Origin of the sequence: Chromobacterium vaccinii, from assembly GCF_001855275.1 — a bacterium.
Lineage (GTDB): Bacteria > Pseudomonadota > Gammaproteobacteria > Burkholderiales > Chromobacteriaceae > Chromobacterium > Chromobacterium vaccinii.
Genome location: NZ_CP017707.1, coordinates 3388431 through 3405696, shown reverse-complemented (window position 1 = coordinate 3405696; position 17266 = coordinate 3388431). Strand labels below are relative to the sequence as shown.

General features: G+C 61.6%; 18 protein-coding genes. 7 read left to right on the top strand and 11 right to left on the bottom strand.

The genetic code is table 11. The features are described 5' to 3' along the window. Positions 1–14: 14 nt before the first annotated feature. The 5 genes from BKX93_RS15750 to BKX93_RS15730 all read right to left on the bottom strand — a co-directional run bounded on the left by BKX93_RS15750 (position 15) and on the right by BKX93_RS15730 (position 5376). Positions 15–929, bottom strand: coding sequence for an ABC transporter permease (locus BKX93_RS15750; RefSeq protein ID WP_021477340.1), 915 nt, complete (start codon positions 927–929; stop codon positions 15–17). 14 nt (positions 930–943) lie between these two features. Continuing rightward, on the bottom strand, positions 944–1864 hold the full coding sequence (gene oppB / locus BKX93_RS15745) for an oligopeptide ABC transporter permease OppB (RefSeq protein ID WP_021477341.1): 921 nt from the start codon (positions 1862–1864) through the stop codon (positions 944–946). Between the two features lie 145 nt (positions 1865–2009). Then, positions 2010–3626, bottom strand: a complete 1617-nt coding sequence (locus BKX93_RS15740) for a peptide ABC transporter substrate-binding protein (RefSeq protein ID WP_070980546.1) — start codon at positions 3624–3626, stop codon at positions 2010–2012. A 421-nt stretch (positions 3627–4047) separates the two neighbouring features. Then, positions 4048–5082 carry a dihydroorotase gene (gene pyrC / locus BKX93_RS15735; RefSeq protein ID WP_070980544.1) on the bottom strand — a complete coding sequence of 345 codons (1035 nt, stop codon included), beginning with the start codon at positions 5080–5082 and terminating at the stop codon, positions 4048–4050. 63 nt (positions 5083–5145) lie between these two features. Then, entirely contained in the window at positions 5146–5376 is a 231-nt protein-coding gene (locus BKX93_RS15730) for a sulfurtransferase TusA family protein (RefSeq protein WP_046168313.1), read from the bottom strand. A 127-nt stretch (positions 5377–5503) separates the two neighbouring features. Here BKX93_RS15730 and BKX93_RS15725 point away from each other — a divergent pair, with 127 nt between their 5' ends. The 7 genes from BKX93_RS15725 (at position 5504) to BKX93_RS15695 (ending at position 11894) form a co-directional block, all read left to right on the top strand. After that, entirely contained in the window at positions 5504–6268 is a 765-nt protein-coding gene (locus BKX93_RS15725) for an NRDE family protein (protein WP_021477346.1), read from the top strand. 14 nt (positions 6269–6282) lie between these two features. Next, on the top strand, positions 6283–6789 hold the full coding sequence (locus tag BKX93_RS25400) for a CNP1-like family protein (protein ID WP_046168314.1): 507 nt from the start codon (positions 6283–6285) through the stop codon (positions 6787–6789). A gap of 68 nt (positions 6790–6857) precedes the next feature. Continuing rightward, on the top strand, positions 6858–7460 hold the full coding sequence (locus tag BKX93_RS15715; protein ID WP_046168315.1) for a hypothetical protein: 603 nt from the start codon (positions 6858–6860) through the stop codon (positions 7458–7460). A gap of 414 nt (positions 7461–7874) precedes the next feature. Further along, positions 7875–8684, top strand: coding sequence for a sterol desaturase family protein (locus BKX93_RS15710; RefSeq protein ID WP_046155171.1), 810 nt, complete (start codon positions 7875–7877; stop codon positions 8682–8684). Positions 8685–8727: 43 nt separating this feature from the next. Further along, complete coding sequence (locus BKX93_RS15705) at positions 8728–10098, top strand: LeuA family protein (RefSeq protein WP_046155302.1); 1371 nt, start codon at positions 8728–8730, stop codon at positions 10096–10098. After that, the gene (locus BKX93_RS15700; RefSeq protein WP_046155172.1) at positions 10095–10841 is read left to right on the top strand and encodes a class I SAM-dependent methyltransferase; all 747 of its coding nucleotides are present in this window, start codon (positions 10095–10097) and stop codon (positions 10839–10841) included. Before BKX93_RS15705 ends, BKX93_RS15700 begins: the two co-directional genes overlap by 4 nt. Positions 10842–10919: 78 nt before the next feature. Further along, complete coding sequence (locus tag BKX93_RS15695; protein WP_052717627.1) at positions 10920–11894, top strand: TauD/TfdA family dioxygenase; 975 nt, start codon at positions 10920–10922, stop codon at positions 11892–11894. Positions 11895–11943: 49 nt separating this feature from the next. Here the strand turns inward: BKX93_RS15695 and BKX93_RS15690 are convergent, their stop codons facing one another. From BKX93_RS15690 to ftsA, 6 genes are all read right to left on the bottom strand, one after another. After that, complete coding sequence (locus BKX93_RS15690) at positions 11944–12714, bottom strand: SDR family NAD(P)-dependent oxidoreductase (protein ID WP_070980543.1); 771 nt, start codon at positions 12712–12714, stop codon at positions 11944–11946. A 283-nt stretch (positions 12715–12997) separates the two neighbouring features. Next, positions 12998–13486 carry a cyclic pyranopterin monophosphate synthase MoaC gene (gene moaC, locus BKX93_RS15685; RefSeq protein ID WP_070980541.1) on the bottom strand — a complete coding sequence of 163 codons (489 nt, stop codon included), beginning with the start codon at positions 13484–13486 and terminating at the stop codon, positions 12998–13000. A gap of 33 nt (positions 13487–13519) precedes the next feature. Continuing rightward, a complete protein-coding gene (locus tag BKX93_RS15680) occupies positions 13520–13702 on the bottom strand; it encodes a hypothetical protein (protein WP_046155175.1) in 183 nt (60 codons plus the stop codon). A gap of 4 nt (positions 13703–13706) precedes the next feature. Then, the gene (lpxC, locus tag BKX93_RS15675) at positions 13707–14618 is read right to left on the bottom strand and encodes a UDP-3-O-acyl-N-acetylglucosamine deacetylase (protein ID WP_046155304.1); all 912 of its coding nucleotides are present in this window, start codon (positions 14616–14618) and stop codon (positions 13707–13709) included. A gap of 112 nt (positions 14619–14730) precedes the next feature. Beyond that, on the bottom strand, positions 14731–15918 hold the full coding sequence (gene ftsZ, locus BKX93_RS15670; protein WP_021477357.1) for a cell division protein FtsZ: 1188 nt from the start codon (positions 15916–15918) through the stop codon (positions 14731–14733). A gap of 100 nt (positions 15919–16018) precedes the next feature. Next, positions 16019–17260, bottom strand: a complete 1242-nt coding sequence (gene ftsA, locus BKX93_RS15665) for a cell division protein FtsA (protein WP_046155176.1) — start codon at positions 17258–17260, stop codon at positions 16019–16021. Positions 17261–17266: the final 6 nt, after the last annotated feature.

The following is a 17266-nucleotide window of genomic DNA, read 5'->3' as shown; positions in this document are numbered from 1 at the left end:
CGTCTATCCTGGGGTCAGCGGTCTTTCGGGTCCAGCGCGTCGCGCAGGCCGTCGCCGATGTAGTTGGCGCAGTAGAGCGTCAGCGACAGCATGCCGGCCGGGAACAGCAGCATCCAGGGCTGGCTCTCCATCGCCTTGGTGCCGTCGCCGATCAAGACGCCCCAGCTGGTCATCGGCTCCTGCACGCCCAGGCCGAGGAAGGACAATACCGACTCGGTCAGGATCACGCCCGGCACCGTCACCGTGGTGTAGATCACCACGATGCCCAGCAGATTGGGCACGATGTGGCGGAAGATGATGGTGGGAGTGGAAACGCCGATCGCGTGAGCGGCCTCGATGTACTCCTTGGAGCGGATGGCCAGCGTCTGGCCGCGCACCACGCGCGCCATGTCCATCCAGCCGAGGACGGTGATGGTCAGCACCACCAGGTAGAACTCGCGGCCCAGCAGCGTCACCATCAGGATGGCGATCAGCAGGTAGGGCACCGCGTACATCATGTCGACCACGCGCATCATGGCGTTGTCCACCTTGCCGCCGAGGAAGCCGGCGGTCGCGCCCCAGATCACGCCGATCAGCACCGCCGCGATGGTGGCCAGCGCGCCGACCATCAGCGAGATGCGGCCGCCGATCAGCGTGCGCACCAACAGGTCGCGGCCCAGCTCGTCGGTGCCGAACAGATGCAGGTTCTGGAAGGTCGGCGCCAGGCTGATCGCATCCCAGTCGGTGTCGGCGTAGCCGTGCGGCAGCAGCATCGGCCCGAAGATACAGGACACGGTGATCAGGCTCAGGATCACCAGGCTGACCACTGCGGCCTTGTTGCGAAGAAAGCGGACGCGGGCGTCGCGCCACGGGCTGCGGCCTTCGGTCGCCGCTTCGGCGAGGCCGCTTTCCAGAGCCGCGGCAGCCGCGGCTTGCTTGGTTTTCATCATTGCGGGCTCCCCCCTCAATAACGGATCTTGGGATCGAGCAAGGCGTAAGCCAGGTCGACGAGGAGGTTGAACACCACGGTGATCACGGTCACCAGCACCACCAGGCCCAACACCAGCGTGTAGTCGCGGTTGGAGGCGCCGTTGACGATCAGCTTGCCCAGGCCCGGCAGCGAAAAGATCGATTCGGTCACCACGGCGGAGGTGATGGACGAGATCGCCAGCGGCCCCAGCAGCGTCACCACCGGCATCAGCGCCGGCTTCAGCGCATGGCGCAGCACGATGGTGCGCAGCGGCAGGCCCTTGGCGCGGGCGGTGCGGATGAAGTTGCTGTTCATCACCTCGATCAGGCTGCCGCGCATCACGCGGCCGATGGTGGCCACGTTGATGAAGGTGAGCAGCGCGACCGGCAGCACCATGTACTGGATGGAAAAGTCATCCCAACCGCCGGACGGCAGCCAGTGCAGCAGCATCGAGAAGATCAGCACCAGCACCGGGCCGATGATGAAGGACGGGAAGGCGCTGCCCATATTGCCGACCAGCATCACCAGGTAGTCGATGGCGCTGTTCTGCCGCAGGGCGGCGATGGTGCCGAGCAGCACGCCGATGAACAGCGAGATCACGATGGCGCTGCCGCCGATGGCGGCGGACACCGGCAGCGCGTGGGCCACCAGGTCATTGACGCTCCAGTCCGCGTAGCGGAACGACGCGCCCAGATCGCCATGCAGCAGGCTGTTCAGGTAATAGAGATACTGCTTCCACAACGGCAGGTCCAGATGGTATTTGGCCTGCAGATTGGCCAGCACCTCCGGAGAAATCTTGCGTTCGCCGTCGAACGGACCGCCAGGGGTCATATGCAGCAGCAGATAGCAGACCGTCGTCACGGCCCAGACGGTTGGTATGGTAACCAACACGCGGCGAAGAGTGTAAGACCACATCGCTTGAAACTCCCGATCGCCGATCCGGGACGGCGGCAAGCAGCCGCCGGCCTCCCCCGGAGGGCGAGAACACCACAATCATCGGCCGGTTGCCCCGGGCGGGACAACCGGCCTCGTCACGCGGACAAACGCCGCGCTTTCACGCTTAGTGCTGAACGATGTACAGGTACTTGCTGCGGTAGCGGTCTACCGGATTCTTCAGCGAGTAGCCACCGACGTACGGCTTCACCAGGCGCGGCAGCGTGTACTGCAGAACCGGGATCATCGGATAGTCGTCCATCACCAGCTTGGTGGCCTGGGTCAGCAACTGGGCGCGCTTGGCCGGATCGGTGGACTCGTTGCCCTGCTTGATCAGCTCTTCGGCCTTCTTGTTGCAATTGAAGTTGTCGTTCTGGGTATTGCCGCACTGCACCAGCGCCAGGAAAGTGGTGGCGTCGTTGTAGTCGGCCAGCCAGCCGTTGCGGGCCACCTGGTAATCGCCGTCATGGCGCTTCTTCAGAAATACCTTGAACTCGGTGTTGTCCATCGAGGTGTTCAGGCCCAGCTTGGACTTCCACTCGGACGCGACGAAGATCGCCATCTTCTTGTGATAGTCGCTGGTATTGTAGGACAGCTTCAGCGTGGTGCCCGGCTTCACGCCGGCCTGGGCCAACAGCTTCTTGGCCTCGTCCACGCGCTTGGCCATCGGCCATTTCGCCCAGTCGTAGGTAGTCGGCTGCGCGCCGTGCACGCCCTTGACCATCACGCTGTAAGACGGCTGCTGGCCGTCGGCGGTGATCTTCTGCGCCAGCAGATCGCGGTCCACCACCATGGACAGGGCCTTGCGCACGCGCACATCCTTCATCAGCGGGTCGCGGTTGTTCAGGCTGTAATAGCGGATGCCGAGAATGGTGTTGTTCTTCAGATCCTTGGGCATGTCGCTCTTCAGCTTGGCGAAGCTGCCCGGCGGAATTTCATAAGTCATGTCGGTCTGGCCCGACAGGTAGAGCTTGTTGTCCGCGTTCTGGTCTTCGATCGGCAGGAAGCTGACGCGGCTCAGCTGCACATTCTTGGCGTCCCAGTACTGCGGGTTCTTTTCGATGACGACCTTGCTGTTGACCTGCCAGTCCTTCAGCACGAAGGGGCCGTTGGAAACCATCTTGCCCGGCTTGGTCCAGTCCTTGCCGTACTTGTCGATCACGGCCTTCGGAGCCGGGCCGAGCTGGGCATTGGACATCAGTTCGGGCAGGTAGGAGACCGGGAAGGCGGTCTTCACTTCCAGCGTGTACTTGTCCAGCGCCTTCACGCCGATGGCGGAGGTCGGCTTCTTGCCGGCGACGACTTCCGGACCGTTCTCGAAGAAGATGCCGAAGGTGCCGGCGTAAGGCGCGGCCAGCTTCGGATCGACCAGGCGGCGGATGCCGTAGACGAAGTCGTCGGCGGTGACGATGCTGCCGTCCGACCACTTGGCGTTCTTGCGCAGGTGGAACACCCAGGTGGTGGGGCCGGTCTGCTTCCAGGATTCGGCCACGCCCGGCACCAGCGTGCCGTCGTTGTCGGTGGCGGTCAGGCCCTCGAACATGTCATGGGTAATGACGTTGGCGGGCACCCCTTCCACGACCATCGGGTCCAGCGATTCCGGCTCGGAGCCATTGGAGCGCACCAGTTCCTGCTTGGCGGCCAGCTTGACGCCTGCCGGCACCTTGGCGGCCAGCGCGGATCCGGAAGCCATGGCCAGCGCGACGGCGGCGGCGATCACCTGCAGCGATTGCTTTTTCGACATCTCTAATTCTCCTGATTCTGTAGCATCCCGCGTCAGGCGGGTTGTTCGAATTTTTTCACTCTATTGTATCCAGAGTGGGTCCGACGATTATGCGCAGAGGGTTTTGATTCCATCAAGCCCCTATCGGCACAATATGCTATTCATTTTTCTCAAAAAGGAAAATCTGTCCGACAATAGTCAAGTCAAGCAAATCAACGGCCTGCGCAGCTTCATCGTTTTATACTTATGGCATTTTGCCATGTGAAATATTATTGCCTGGCCCAAGCAAAATTCATCGGAAACGGAGATAATCACCTTCAAATCGCGTCGAAAAATAATTATTCACTTATAAACAGAAGCAATGCTTCCGGCGGATTTCAGACACTCTGCAGGACAAATAAAAAAAGCCGCCCAAAGGCGGCTTTGCGATCGCAGGCGAGGATCAGCCTCGCAGACGCCAGGCGATGCTTTCCCCGGCGCGCAAGGGCACCAGGCTGCCGCCTGGGTAGGCAAGCTCGGCCGGCACCGTCCAGCCTTCCTTGACCAATTCGATCTTGTCGCCGTTGGCCGGCAGGCCGTAGAAAGCCGGGCCGTTCAGGCTGGCGAAAGCCTCCAGCTTGTCCAGCGCGCCGGCGGCTTCGAAGGCTTCGGCGTAGAGCTCGATCGCCGCGTTGGCGGTGTACATGCCGGCGCAGCCGCAGGCCGCCTCCTTGGCGCCCTTGGCGTGCGGCGCGCTGTCGGTGCCGAGGAAGAACTTGGCCGAGCCGGATGTGGCGGCCTTCAGCAGCGCCTGGCGGTGCAGTTCGCGCTTCAGCACCGGCAGACAGTAATGATGCGGCCGGATGCCGCCGACGAACAGCGCGTTGCGATTCATCAGCAGGTGGTGGGCGGTGATCGTGGCCGCGACGTTGGCCGGCGCTGCGGCGACGAACTCGGCCGCCTCGCGGGTGGTGATGTGCTCGAACACCACCTTCAACGCCGGCAGCTTGGCCAGCAACGGCTTCATCACCCGCTCGATGAACACCGCCTCGCGGTCGAACACGTCGATATCGGCGTCGGTGACCTCGCCGTGCACCAGCAGCGGCAAGCCGGTTTCAGCCATCGCCTCCAGCGCCGGCAGCGCCTTGAAGATGTCGGTGACGCCGTGGTCGGAATTGGTGGTGGCCCCCGCCGGATACAACTTGACGCCATGGACGAAGCCGCTGGCCTTGGCCAGGCGGATTTCCTCCGGCCGGGTATTGTCGGTCAGGTACAGCGTCATCAGCGGTTCAAAGGCGCTGCCGGACGGACGGGAGGCCAGGATGCGGTCGCGGTAGGCGGCGGCGGCGGCCACGGTGGTGACCGGCGGCTTCAGATTGGGCATCACGATGGCGCGGCCCATCTGGCGACAGGTGTCGGGCAGCACCGCGGCCAGCGCGGCGTCATCGCGCAGGTGCAGGTGCCAGTCGTCGGGGCGGATCAAGGTAAGAGTCTGCATGGTGGGTGGCTTGCCGTAACGATGGATAAAACAATGGCGATGGAAAACCATCGCCAGGGATGTCTACTTGCGCCGGAGCACCATCCGGAACTTGCCTTCGCCGATGGTGGTCGATTCCAGCAGGCCGTTGCCGGTCTGGCGGCAAAAAGCTTCAAAGTCCTTGGGCGCGCCCGGATCGGTGGCGATCACTTCCAGCACGGCGCCGCTGTCCATATCGGCCAGCGCCTTCTTGGCTCGCAAGATCGGCAGCGGGCAATTCAGGCCGGAAAGATCAATATGCTTGTCGGGAGTCATGGGCCGGGTATCCTTCAGCCATATCAGGTTACAATGAATCACATGGCGGCCGGCCGCGCAAACCGGCGGGCCGCAGCCGTATAGTTTACGCCAGTCGTCAAGCCTTACCCAAATCGGTCACCGCAATATGTGCATCCTCGCTTTCGCCTACAAAACGCCGGGCATGGGCCAGCTGGTACTTTTGGCCAACCGCGACGAATACTACGCCCGCCCCGCCGAGCCGCTGGACTGGTGGCCGGAATACCCCCATACCCTGGGCGGACGCGACCAGCAATCCGGCGGCGGCTGGCTGATGGTGGACGGCCGCAACCGCATCGCCGCCGTCACCAACTTCCGCGACGGCTTCCCGCCCAAGGCGGAGCGCTCTCGCGGCGAGCTGGTGCAGCGCTTCGTCACCGGCGACGACGATCCGTTCGCCTTCGCCGACTGGCTGCGCGAGGAGTGCCACCGCTACGGGCCGTTCAACCTGCTGTTCGGCACCACCTCGGACCTGTTCTTCTTCCACAGCCCGGGCCGGCAGATCGCCCGCGTCACGCCTGGCATCCACACGCTGTCCAACGCCACGCTGGACACGCCGTGGTTCAAGTGCCAGCGGCTGGCGGAGCGCCTGGGCGATTTCGGCCGCCCGCCGACCGAGGAGCAGGCCTACGCCGCGCTGTCCGATCCGACGCCCGCCGGCCCCGGCCATCTGCCCAATACCCGCATCGGCCTGGCGCTGGAAAAGACGCTGTCGCCGATCTTCATCCAGGGCCGCGACTACGGCACCCGCGCTTCGATGCTGCTGACGGTGTCCAGCCGCGGCGACATCAGTTTTTCCGAACTGAGCTGGGGCCTGGCCGGCCGCGAAACCGGCCGCCGACATTACAACCTGCGCGCCGGACAGGCGCGCTGACGGAGCATCCGCATTTGAAAGCCATCACAACCCTGCCGGCGCTGTTGGCGCTGTGCCTGAGCCTGCCCGCGCTGGCCGGCAGCGACAGAATCAACAAGAACATCGAATTCCAGGAAGAGCAGCCCTGGGCCGAACAGGACTACGCGCTGCCCGACTACCCGCAGACGCCGGACTGGATAGAAGTGAAGCCGGACTGGCTGCAGCAGAACCGCTTCTTCGTCGACGCCAAGACGCTCAGCGTGGGCGGCGACGGCGTGGTGCGCTTCGTCAGCCGCGTGCTCACGCCCAGCAGCGTGGAGAACCTCAGCGCCGAGGGCATCCTGTGCAAGGACAACCAATACAAGGCCTACGGCTTCGGCGACAGCATCAACCACCGCTGGATCGCGTCGATGCGGCCGCAGTGGCTGGCGATCAACAGCGCCGACAAACTCAGGCGCGAATTGCGGGAGCTGATGTGCCCGTCGCACAGCGCGCCGCGCGACGCCGCCCAGGCGATCGCCTCGCTGCGCGGCGCCCGCTGACGCCATGATCGACGCCTGCGACGGATGTTCTAAGATGAAACATCTGTCTTGCATTCGCGTAGGCGCCGATGGATCAGCAAACTCTGCAGGAAAGTCGGGAAAGGGAATGGGTCAGGCGGCTGTTCGAGCAAAAAGGCATTGACCCGCTCGATGTGAAATCGCTGAAGTGCCCCGCGCCCGATGTCGGCGTATCGCTGTCGGACGGCCGCTGTCTGGCCATCGAGGTGACCGAGGTGCTGGCCGGCGAATATGCCCGGCGCAACGCCCGCAAAAAGGAAATCCAGCAGGCCCAGCAAGCGGCCGGCGGCATAGGCTGGATGTTCACCCGGCCGGCCAACGCGCTGGACGTCGCCTGCCGCATCGAGGCCAAGGTGGGCAAGGACTACCATGTGCCGAACGGCCATCAACTGCATCTGCTGCTGGCGGCCGGCACTTTCGAACACGGCGCGCTTCCATCCACGCTGCTGCTCTACATCTCCATCCCGGAACTGAACCAGCTGACCCACAGCATGCTGGAGCGCTCCCGCTACCAGCATGTCTACCTTCACCTTCAGCTGGGACGCGGCCTCTATGAATGGAACCGCGGCGACCGCTGGCACGAGATCCACTCGCCCTGCCTGCGCCACGCCGCCGAACACCATACCGCGTCGGCCTCACCGCTCCCGGATTGAAAACCGGCCCGCCAGCGCGGCGCGCTCTGCCCAGCCCCGCGATTGGCGCGGGCGGAGCCTGCTCTATGGGGCCTTGATGCGAAATCGAGACAAACCAGGCCATCCGGCGCCTGCCCGCTGCATCTCGAATCACGCCTCCTCGCCCGCCGGCGAGGGCCAACTCCGCCATTAAAAAATGGCGCAAACATACCGGCCATTCGACTCTCCATCGACAGGCGATACCGTTCATCGGCACAAAACATCCGGAATTGCCGCCGGCTTGCAATATCCCCATCGCCATCAAAACCAACCGCCGGCCAAAAAACATAAATATTAACAATTCACCCCTCAATAATTCATATTGCATGAGTTATATCAATGATTATTCCTATGTAATATTAGTCTCGATAAACAACCACTCCTGGAGTAATCATCATGAAAGAGGCAGTGACTTATATCATTAGCCACGGCATCGTAATATGCGCGATCGCGTTCATAGCCATTTTTGCGCTGGAGCGCATTTTTCCCAAGCATGCCTTTAGTCCTGAGCGCAGCAAAAAGCGTCTCTTCAACAACGTCATCGTAGCGATCAGTTATCGTTTCATCAGCGCTCCGATCATCATCGCGCCGCTGATGGTATATATGATCAGAGATTTTCCTTATCGGATGCATCGCCCCGACTGGTATACCGGCGCGCTGGCTTTTGTCATCGACATCATGTTGCTCGATCTGCTCAATTACACCATTCATTGGTCTGCGCACAAAATACCGGTGCTGTGGCGATTCCATGCCATGCATCACCTTGATGAGCATATTGATTCAACCACCGGTTTTCGCCAGCATTTCGGCGAGAAATTCCTTGTTCTCGCCATTCGCATTCCCGGCATGTTGCTGATCGGCGTACCGTTCACCACGGTTGTGGCTTTCGAAGTTATCTCTTTCTGCGTGACCACTTTCCATCACTGCAATATCAATATTCCGCAAAAGCTGGAAAACCTGCTCAGCAAGCTTTTCGTCATGCCCTCGTTCCACAACATCCATCATGGCCGCGAGATCGAATACACGGATACCAACTATGGTTTCATCTTCTCGCTCTGGGACCGGATCTTCCGCACCCACTCCGTCGATGAGCGCCCAACCGGCTTTGAAACCGGCCTGGACCACCATACGGACTTTTCCGCCGCCAAGTTGATCTTCCTGCCCTTCGGCAAAACACCGGTCAAGGAATGGACATCTCAAAACTGAACATGGGCTTCGAACCACAATGCTGACAAATGGCGATACCATCATGAATACCAAAATCATCGACTGCACGTTGCGGGAAGGCTGCCAGACCATTCAATGCTCATTCGACATTGAGCAAAGCATCATACTGGCGAAAAAAATATCCGCTTTTGGCGTGGACATGATCGAATGCGGCCATCCTTATATTTCCCGCTTCGAAATGGATAGGGTCAAAGCCGTAGTCGGGGTGGCAGCCGTTCCCGTGCTGGCGCACGCCAGATGCCGGCAAGAAGACATTGACGCCGTTATCGAATCAGGCGCCCAGTGGGTGGGCATGTTCGCCTCGTTCAATGTCGTCTCTCTGGCGACGAAATTCCACGGCCAATCCCAGGAACAGGTCATCAAGCTGTTCTCCGAGTCCATCCGCTATGCCAAGGACAAGGGCCTGCTCGTCCGCGCCACCATCGAGGATGCCAGCCGCACCTCGCTCAGCGACCTCATGCGGATCACCAGAGTCGCGCAGCTGGCCGGCGCGGACCGGGTATGCTTCGCCGACAGCGTCGGCAATCTGTTCCCGCACGAGACATTTGAAATCCTGTCGAACCTGACCAAGGAATTCCACCAAGTGGAGTTCGAATACCATGTCCACAACGACAGGGGCCTGGCTTTGGCCAACACGCTGGAAGCGATGCGGGCCGGCGTTCGCTGGATTTCGGCCAGCTGCAATGGCATTGGCGAAAGAGCGGGCATTACGGATACCTTCCAGCTGGCCACCTTGCTGCAAGCGAAATCCGACAAGCCCCTATACAAGCTCGCCGATGCGCTGGCCTTGTCCGAACTGGTCGCGACCTTCAGCCGCATCGGCCACTCCCCGATGCATCCCATCACAGGGCAAAACGTCTTCGCGCATGCCGCAAAGCTGCATCGGCAAGCAAATGAAAAAGACGCCAGCTCATACAATATTTTCGACGCCGGCCTATTCCGGGCAAAGTCCGCGATCGAAAAACATCCGGCGATGCATGAGTCAAACCTGTTCATCCAGCCATTCGAAAAATCGGCGACCGAGCTGCGCTACCACAGGCATGGTCCCGGCAAACGTTTCGTGATGCTGGACTACCGCTTGCTGGAAGCGTCGCCATATTATTTCATCGCGCGCCATGTCGACGCGATTGCTCCCAATGAGCAGGGCCATGTCGATAGCCATCGGCACAATTGCGACTCCGTCTTCATGTTCCTGGGCGATGAGCAGGATTACCAGGGCCTGACCGTCGAGGTTTCCATCTCGGGAAAAACCCAGACCATGCACAGCCCGGCCACGGCCTTCGTCCCTGCCGGCGCGGAACATACTTATCGCTTCCTCCATGGCAAAGGCAGTTTCATCAACTTTGTCCATAAGGGAAAATATGAAGACAGCCTGCTAGAGATCAGCGCATGAAACAGTTTGACAAGCATGCGGATGCCTACGACGCCATACGCCGCAAGATCCAATATCCGGAAGAGCTTTATCAATTCCTGCTGGAGAAAACGCCGGGCCGCGCCGCCGCGCTGGACATGGGCTGCGGCAATGGCGTCTCAACCATCAGGCTAGCGCCTCATTTCGCATACGTGGAAGGCATTGACCATGGCGCCAATCTGATCGACAAGGCCACCGCCAACTATCCCGCCCTGCGCTTTGCGACCGTGCCAGCCGAGAGCTACGCGAGCGAGCGGCGATTCGACCTCATCACCAGCGCCACTTCCTTCTATTGGATGGACCGATCCAAAGTGCTGGAAATCATCAAGCGCCAGCTGGTCGGCGGCGGCCTGTTCTGCGCTTACAAATACGACGTGCCGCAAGCCTACGGCGACTTGCGCTTATTGATCGAGGAAGAACTGGTCAACAAGTGGGGAAAATTCCGCGATCCCAGGCTGCTGCAATATGACGATACGCTGGAGAAGATTGCCCAGATCGGGGGGTTCAAGGAGGCGAAGCGAAAAATATTTTCCAACATCATTGAATTGACCCCATTCGAGCTCGCGCTGTTTCTGCTGTCCACCAGCTATGTCACCGCATATATGGACCAGAAGCCCGAAGAGAACTATGCGGATTATCTTCTGGACAAGATGCAGACCGTCGGCGGCAGCGATCCGGTCAAGGTGAATTTTGATATCTACGCCTATATCGCGGAAAAGGCATGACGGCAGGCGGCATTCTCCCCGGATGCCGCGGCCGGCAAACAACCCGATCAACGACATCAAAGATCAAAGGATCGAGCGATGCCTGCAATTGCTTTGAAACCGATCACCCATCAACGGCCCGAGCCCTGGACCGCGCCGGACGCGCTGGCGCTGCCCGCCCCGATAGCCGAGGAACTGGAAGGCCTGCTTGGCCAGCTGGTCAGCGGGACAAGCCATGCCGAGCATGCTCAGCGGGCGCAGCAGCTGCGCCACGCCATCCATCATCAACTGGAATCCGGCAGCGGCGCGATCTGGCTGCACAGCGCGGCGCTGGCCCAGGCGTCCCGCGAAGCGTTCCATCACGCTTTTTTCGAATTCTGCACCCTGCTTGGCCTGCCGGTCTCCATCAACAAAAACGGCGATGTCATCAAAGAGGTCAAGGATGCCGGCCACAAAGACTCCAAGCTGGCCCCCGCCCGCGGCCACATGACCAATCAGGAGCTCGCTTTCCACTCGGACCGCGCCGACATCACGGTGCTGGCCTGCTGGGAAGCGGCGAGCCATGGCGGCGAATTCAAGATCTGCTCGTCGGCTAAGTTGATAGAGGTTCTGGAAAAAAGGAATCCGGACTGGATCAAATGGCTGACAACCCCGATCCCGCACGACCTTCGCGACGAGGGCAGCTCAGGCGACAGCTACTGCCATTTGCCGATACTCAGCGAGTCGGATGACGCGTTCGTCCTGCGCTACATCCGGAAATTCAACGATTCCGCCATCCGCCACGGCATTGCGCTGCCGGACGAAGTCAAAACGATGCTGAGCGAAATAGACCAAGTCATCAACCATCCCGACATGTCGGTGCAGGTCAGCTTCGAAAAAGGCAGCATCGCCCTGGTCAACAATCACACCACGCTGCATTCCCGAACCGAGTTCGTCGACGCGCCGGGCGCCGAGCGCTGCCTGCTGCGTTGCTGGCTGGCGAGCGAATTCACTCGGCCGCTGCCGGAAGCGTTCTCGACGATTTTCCATACGATCCAGCCCGGCGTGCTCCGCGGAGGAGTGCGTCCGGCCTAGAGAAGGGAGCAGCCTTCCATTCCGCTCTCCGGAATGGAAGGCCATCGGCTCAACGCCCCTTTTCGGCGCCGCCGTTGATCTGGATGATTTGCGCCGTAATGTGCCCTGCTTCGGCGGAGGTCAGCCAGGCAATGGCATTGGCGACATCCTGCGGAGTCCCGCCCCGGCCGTTCAACGCTTCCGCCTGCTTGCTCTTTTGTTGCTCCGGCGACAGCGCCGCGCCAAAAAACTCGGTGTCCTGCACATAACCCGGCGCCACGGCATTGACCGTAATGCCTTCCGGACTTAATGCCGCCGCCAGATCGTAGCAATATGGATGCAATGCCGCCTTCGCCGCCGCATAACAGCCGATGGACGAGCCGCGATAAGCCGCGATGGAGCTGATCAGAATGACGCTTCCGCCGGGCCGCTTCAATATTGGGCGAATGCCTTCCGTCAGCAATACGGCCGAGAGGGTGTTGTTTTGAAAATTATCATTCCACCGCCTCGCCACGCCCGCCAAACCATCAGCGTAACTTCCCGCAGGCGCGCGGCGGATCGCATTGCTGCCCGCCGCATTGATCAGCGTATCGACGGTTTTGAATTCCTGCCGTATGACATCGCAGGCGTTTTGCGCTTGTTCCGGGATCGACAAATCCGCAGTCAAGGCCAAAACGGCAGGCGCCTTTGGAAACGCCTCGGCGATATTCGCCGCAGCCTGAGACAGCGTATCCATCCGGCGGCCCAATATCACGACCTGCATTTCCTGCTTGGCATAATGCTGTGCGCAAGCGTAGCCAATTCCCGTCCCGCCACCGCTGATTACGACGACTTTCGACATGATCTGCCCTTATTTGGATTGATAAGACTGAGTACTCAAGCCAATCCAATTTCCCTGAAAATATTAAATTGGCAAGCACTTAAAAATATTAACATGACATTTAAATATCAACAATGCAGCATCATGCAGGCAATAGCCATTCATTTTCCGCCATGGGAAACCACGAGCAGGCCCCTGCGGAACTTATTCGCAAAACCACCGGAAGGAAAATAGGAACTGGAAATGTATCAGGGGGGAAAGCCATTATCGATGCCGGAACATATCATTCCGGCCACGGCAATAGTCAGGCTTCGGTATCGGCATGACGCCATGCCCCGCTCTTGCCGCCGTCTTTTTCCAGCAGGCGGACGCCGGTGATCTCCATGCCGCGGTCCACCGCCTTGCACATGTCGTAGATGGTCAAGAGGCCGACATTGACCGCGGTCAGCGCCTCCATCTCGACGCCGGTCTGGCCATTGCACTCGGCGGTCACTTCTATCCGCACCGCCGATTCGCCGTCCAGCAGCTCGAAGTCCACCGCCAGCCGCGTCAACGCGATCGGGTGGCACAGCGGGATCAGGTCCCAGGTCTTCTTGGCCGCCATGATGGCGGCGACGCGGGCGATGCCCAGCACGTCGCCCTTCTTGTGGCCGCCATCCCTCACCAGCGCGAAGGTGGCCGGCAGCATGCGGATCGCGCCTTCGGCCACCGCGCGGCGGGCCGTGGCGGCCTTGCCGCCGACATCCACCATGTGGGCATGGCCGGCTGCGTCGAAATGGGTGAGTCGTGTCATGGCGTACCCTTCAAATGAAAACGCCCGCCGCGATCAGCGCAGCAGGCGGAAAATCAGCCAGAAGCAGGAAACGACGGCCAGCAGGCCGGCGCTCCAGCGGGCGATGGCCAGCGCGCGGCGCAGGTAGCGGCGGTCATGGGTGAGAGCGAAGCACAACAGCGCCCAGCCTATCGCCAGCACCGTCGCCAAAAGCCACAGCCGCCAGAAGCCGAACACGGCCTCACTCCTCTGACGGCAACAGATGGAAGCTGGACGGCGCGTCCAACGGATCGTCGAAGCTGGCGTATTCCCAGGCCTCCGGCGTTTCCAGCAGCTTGCGCAACAGCTTGTTGTTCATCGCGTGGCCGGACTTGTGGCCGGAGAATGCCGCGATCAAGGGATAACCTACGACGTAAAGGTCGCCGATCGCGTCCAGTATCTTGTGGCGGACGAATTCGTCAGGGAAGCGCAGGCCTTCCGGATTCAGCACGTACTCATCGTCGATCACGATGGCGTTGTCCAGGCTGCCGCCGCGACCCAGGCCATGGTTGCGCATGTACTCCACCTCGTGCATGAAGCCGAAGGTGCGGGCCCGGCTGATCTCGTCGGTATAGGAATGGTGGGCGAAGTCCACTTCCACCGTCTGCGGGGCGCGGTTGAACGCCGGATGGTTGAACTCGATGGACAGCGTGATCTTGAAGCCGTCGTGCGGGTCCAGCCGGACCCACACGCCGCGGTCCTCCACCATCACAGTCTGCTTGACGCGGATGAAACGCTTTTTCTTGGGCTGCTCGGCCACCCCAGCCGTCTGCAGCAGATAGAGGAACGGCGCGGCGGACCCATCCATGATGGGAATCTCCGCCGCCGTCACCTCGACGACCAGGTTGTCGATGCCGAAGCCGGCGAACGCCGACATCAGATGTTCGATCGTGCCGACACGCACGCCGGTGTCCGTCACCAGCGTGGAGGAGAGGCGCGTGTCGTTCACGAGCGAAGGTTCTACCTTCACGTCGACCGGCTCGGGCAAGTCGGTGCGACGGAAGACGATGCCGGTATCGGGCGGCGCCGGCAGCAGGGTGAGCTTCACCCGCTCGCCGGAATGCAGACCGACGCCCGTGGCGCTGATCGCTTGCTTCAGCGTGCGCTGCAGAATCATTTCAGGCTACTCAACCAGACGGGAAAACCCGATTCTAGCATAGCGCTCGGCCATGCTTTATTGATTGATTCGCTGACATGAATAGCGTTTATCTATCCGTATCCTCCGTTCAGTCCGCCTGCTTGCGCAGGAAGGCCGGGATGTCGTAGCTCTCGCTGACCTCGGGGTTGGAGAAATCCAGCGAGGGATTGGCGCGGCGGCGGCCGGTGCGCATGATGGCCGGCGCGTCCAGATCCTCGTAGTTCACCATTTCCACCGCGCGGTCGTCGGTGCCGGTCTTGACGATCTTGATGTACTCCGGACGATCCTCGTTGCGGACGGTTTTCTTCTGGCCCAGGCCGGTGGCGATCAGCGTCACGCGGATGGTGTCCTCCGGCATGTCCTCCACTTCGGCGGTGCCGAACTTGATCTGCGCGTCCTCGTCCGCGTACTGGCGGATGATGCCCATGATCTCGCGGTACTCGCTCATCTTCAGGCAACCCGGCGCGGTGGAGATGTTCACCAGCACGCCGCGCGCGCCTTCCAGCGTGATGTTGTCCAACAGCGGGCTGGCCACGGCCTGCTCGGCGGCCACGCGGGCGCGGTCGATGCCGGAGGCGTAGGCGGAACCCATCATCGCCAGGCCCATCTCGCCCATCACGGTGCGCACGTCGGCGAAGTCGACGTTGATCAGGCCCGGGCAGGTGATCACTTCGGCGATGCCGGCCACGGCGCCCTTCAACACGTCGTCGGCGGCGCGGAAGGCTTCGCGCATGGTGACGTCGTCGCCCAGCACTTCCATCAGCTTCTCGTTGGGAATCACGATCAGCGAGTCCACGTGCTTCTTCAGGTCCTCGATGCCGTTCTGCGCCACTTTCAGGCGCTTGCCTTCATGATCGAACGGACGGGTGACCACGCCCACGGTCAGGATGCCCATTTCCTTGGCCACTTCGGCCACGACAGGCGCCGCGCCGGTGCCGGTGCCGCCGCCCATGCCGGCGGTGACGAACACCATGTTCGCGCCGCGCAGGCTTTCGGCGATGCGCTCGCGGTCTTCCAGCGCCGCGCTGCGGCCGACTTCCGGATTAGCGCCGGCGCCCAGGCCGCGCGTCAGGTTGGTGCCCAGCTGCAGCTTCTGCGGCGCGCGGTTGCGCTGCAGGGACTGCGCGTCGGTGTTGGCGCAGATGAATTCCACGCCGTGCACATTGCCGGTGATCATGTTGTCGATGGCGTTGCAACCGCCGCCGCCGACGCCGATGACCTTGATGACGGCCGAGCTGGCCGTTTCCTGCATGACTTCAAAAACCATTCCGCTCATTTTCCTCTCCTCATAAAGATGAGCCATTCATTACTGCCTGGTACTACGCCCGAACAACCTTAAACACGCCGCCGGCACCCGCCGGCGGCACCTAATCCAATCAGAAATTGCTGCCGAACCACGCCTTCATCCGCGTGAACATCTGGCCCATGCCGGCCGACTCGGCCTTCACCGGGCCGGCATAGCCCTGGATCTGGTCCTTGCCGTACAGCAGCAGGCCGACGCCGGTAGAGAAGCGCGGGGTCTTCACCACCTCGGCGAGGCCGCCGACGTACTTGGGCACGCCGACGCGCACCGGCAGGTGGAACACCTCCTCGGCCAGCTCCACCATGCCCGGCATCAGGCTGGCGCCGCCGGTCAGCACCATGCCGGACGACAGCATTTCCTCGAAACCGCTGCGGCGCAGCTCCTGCTGCACCAGCTGGAACAACTCCTCGACCCGCGGCTCGACTACTTCGGCCAGCGTCGCGCGGGACATCTGGCGCGGACCGCGCTCGCCCACGCCCGGCACTTCAATCATCTGCGCCGGATCGGCCATGCCCACTAAGGCCACGGCGTGCTGGATCTTGATGTCCTCGGCCTCCTTGGTCGGGGTTCGCAGCGCCATCGCGATGTCGTTGGTGATCTGGTCGCCCGCGATCGGGATCACCGCGGTGTGGCGGATCGCGCCGCCCACGTACACGGCGATGTCGGTGGTGCCGCCGCCGATGTCGATCAGGCACACGCCCAGGTCCTTCTCGTCCTCGGACAGCACGGCGATGGCCGAGGCCATCGGCTGCAGCACCAGGTCGGACACTTCCAGGCCGCAGCGGCGCACGCACTTGGTCACGTTCTGGGCGGCGGACACCGCGCCGGTGACGATGTGCACCTTGGCCTCCAGCCGCACGCCGCTCATGCCCAAGGGCTCGCGCACGCCTTCCTGGCCGTCGATGCTGTATTCCTGGGTCAGGATGTGCAGCACCTGGTGGTCCGGCGGAATGGTCACGGCGCGCGCGGTCTCGATCACGCGGTCGATGTCCATCTTGGTGACTTCGCGATCCTTGATCGCCACCATGCCGTGCGAGTTCACGCTCTTGATGTGGCTGCCGGCGATGCCGACGAACACCTCGTGAATCTTGCAGTCGGCCATCAGCTCGGCCTCTTCCAGCGCGCGCTGGATCGCCTGCACGGTGGACTCGATGTTCACCACCATGCCGCGCTTCAAGCCGCGCGACGGGGTGTGCCCCATGCCGACGATGTTAAGCTGGCCGTCTTCCAGCACCTCGGCCACGATCGCCACGATCTTGGAGGTGCCGATGTCCAGGCCGACCAGCATGTTCTTGCTTTCCTTTGGTTTGCTCACCTGTCG

What these genes read in the sequence shown, in the direction of transcription:
- BKX93_RS15750 (WP_021477340.1), bottom strand. Translation starts at nt 929, where the DNA reads ATGATGAAAACCAAGCAAGCCGCGGCTGCCGCGGCTCTGGAAAGCGGC.
- oppB (WP_021477341.1), bottom strand. Translation starts at nt 1,864, where the DNA reads ATGTGGTCTTACACTCTTCGCCGCGTGTTGGTTACCATACCAACCGTC.
- BKX93_RS15740 (WP_070980546.1), bottom strand. Translation starts at nt 3,626, where the DNA reads ATGTCGAAAAAGCAATCGCTGCAGGTGATCGCCGCCGCCGTCGCGCTG.
- pyrC (WP_070980544.1), bottom strand. Translation starts at nt 5,082, where the DNA reads ATGCAGACTCTTACCTTGATCCGCCCCGACGACTGGCACCTGCACCTG.
- BKX93_RS15730 (WP_046168313.1), bottom strand. Translation starts at nt 5,376, where the DNA reads ATGACTCCCGACAAGCATATTGATCTTTCCGGCCTGAATTGCCCGCTG.
- BKX93_RS15725 (WP_021477346.1), top strand. Translation starts at nt 5,504, where the DNA reads ATGTGCATCCTCGCTTTCGCCTACAAAACGCCGGGCATGGGCCAGCTG.
- BKX93_RS15715 (WP_046168315.1), top strand. Translation starts at nt 6,858, where the DNA reads ATGGATCAGCAAACTCTGCAGGAAAGTCGGGAAAGGGAATGGGTCAGG.
- BKX93_RS15710 (WP_046155171.1), top strand. Translation starts at nt 7,875, where the DNA reads ATGAAAGAGGCAGTGACTTATATCATTAGCCACGGCATCGTAATATGC.
- BKX93_RS15705 (WP_046155302.1), top strand. Translation starts at nt 8,728, where the DNA reads ATGAATACCAAAATCATCGACTGCACGTTGCGGGAAGGCTGCCAGACC.
- BKX93_RS15700 (WP_046155172.1), top strand. Translation starts at nt 10,095, where the DNA reads ATGAAACAGTTTGACAAGCATGCGGATGCCTACGACGCCATACGCCGC.
- BKX93_RS15695 (WP_052717627.1), top strand. Translation starts at nt 10,920, where the DNA reads ATGCCTGCAATTGCTTTGAAACCGATCACCCATCAACGGCCCGAGCCC.
- BKX93_RS15690 (WP_070980543.1), bottom strand. Translation starts at nt 12,714, where the DNA reads ATGTCGAAAGTCGTCGTAATCAGCGGTGGCGGGACGGGAATTGGCTAC.
- moaC (WP_070980541.1), bottom strand. Translation starts at nt 13,486, where the DNA reads ATGACACGACTCACCCATTTCGACGCAGCCGGCCATGCCCACATGGTG.
- ftsZ (WP_021477357.1), bottom strand. Translation starts at nt 15,918, where the DNA reads ATGAGCGGAATGGTTTTTGAAGTCATGCAGGAAACGGCCAGCTCGGCC.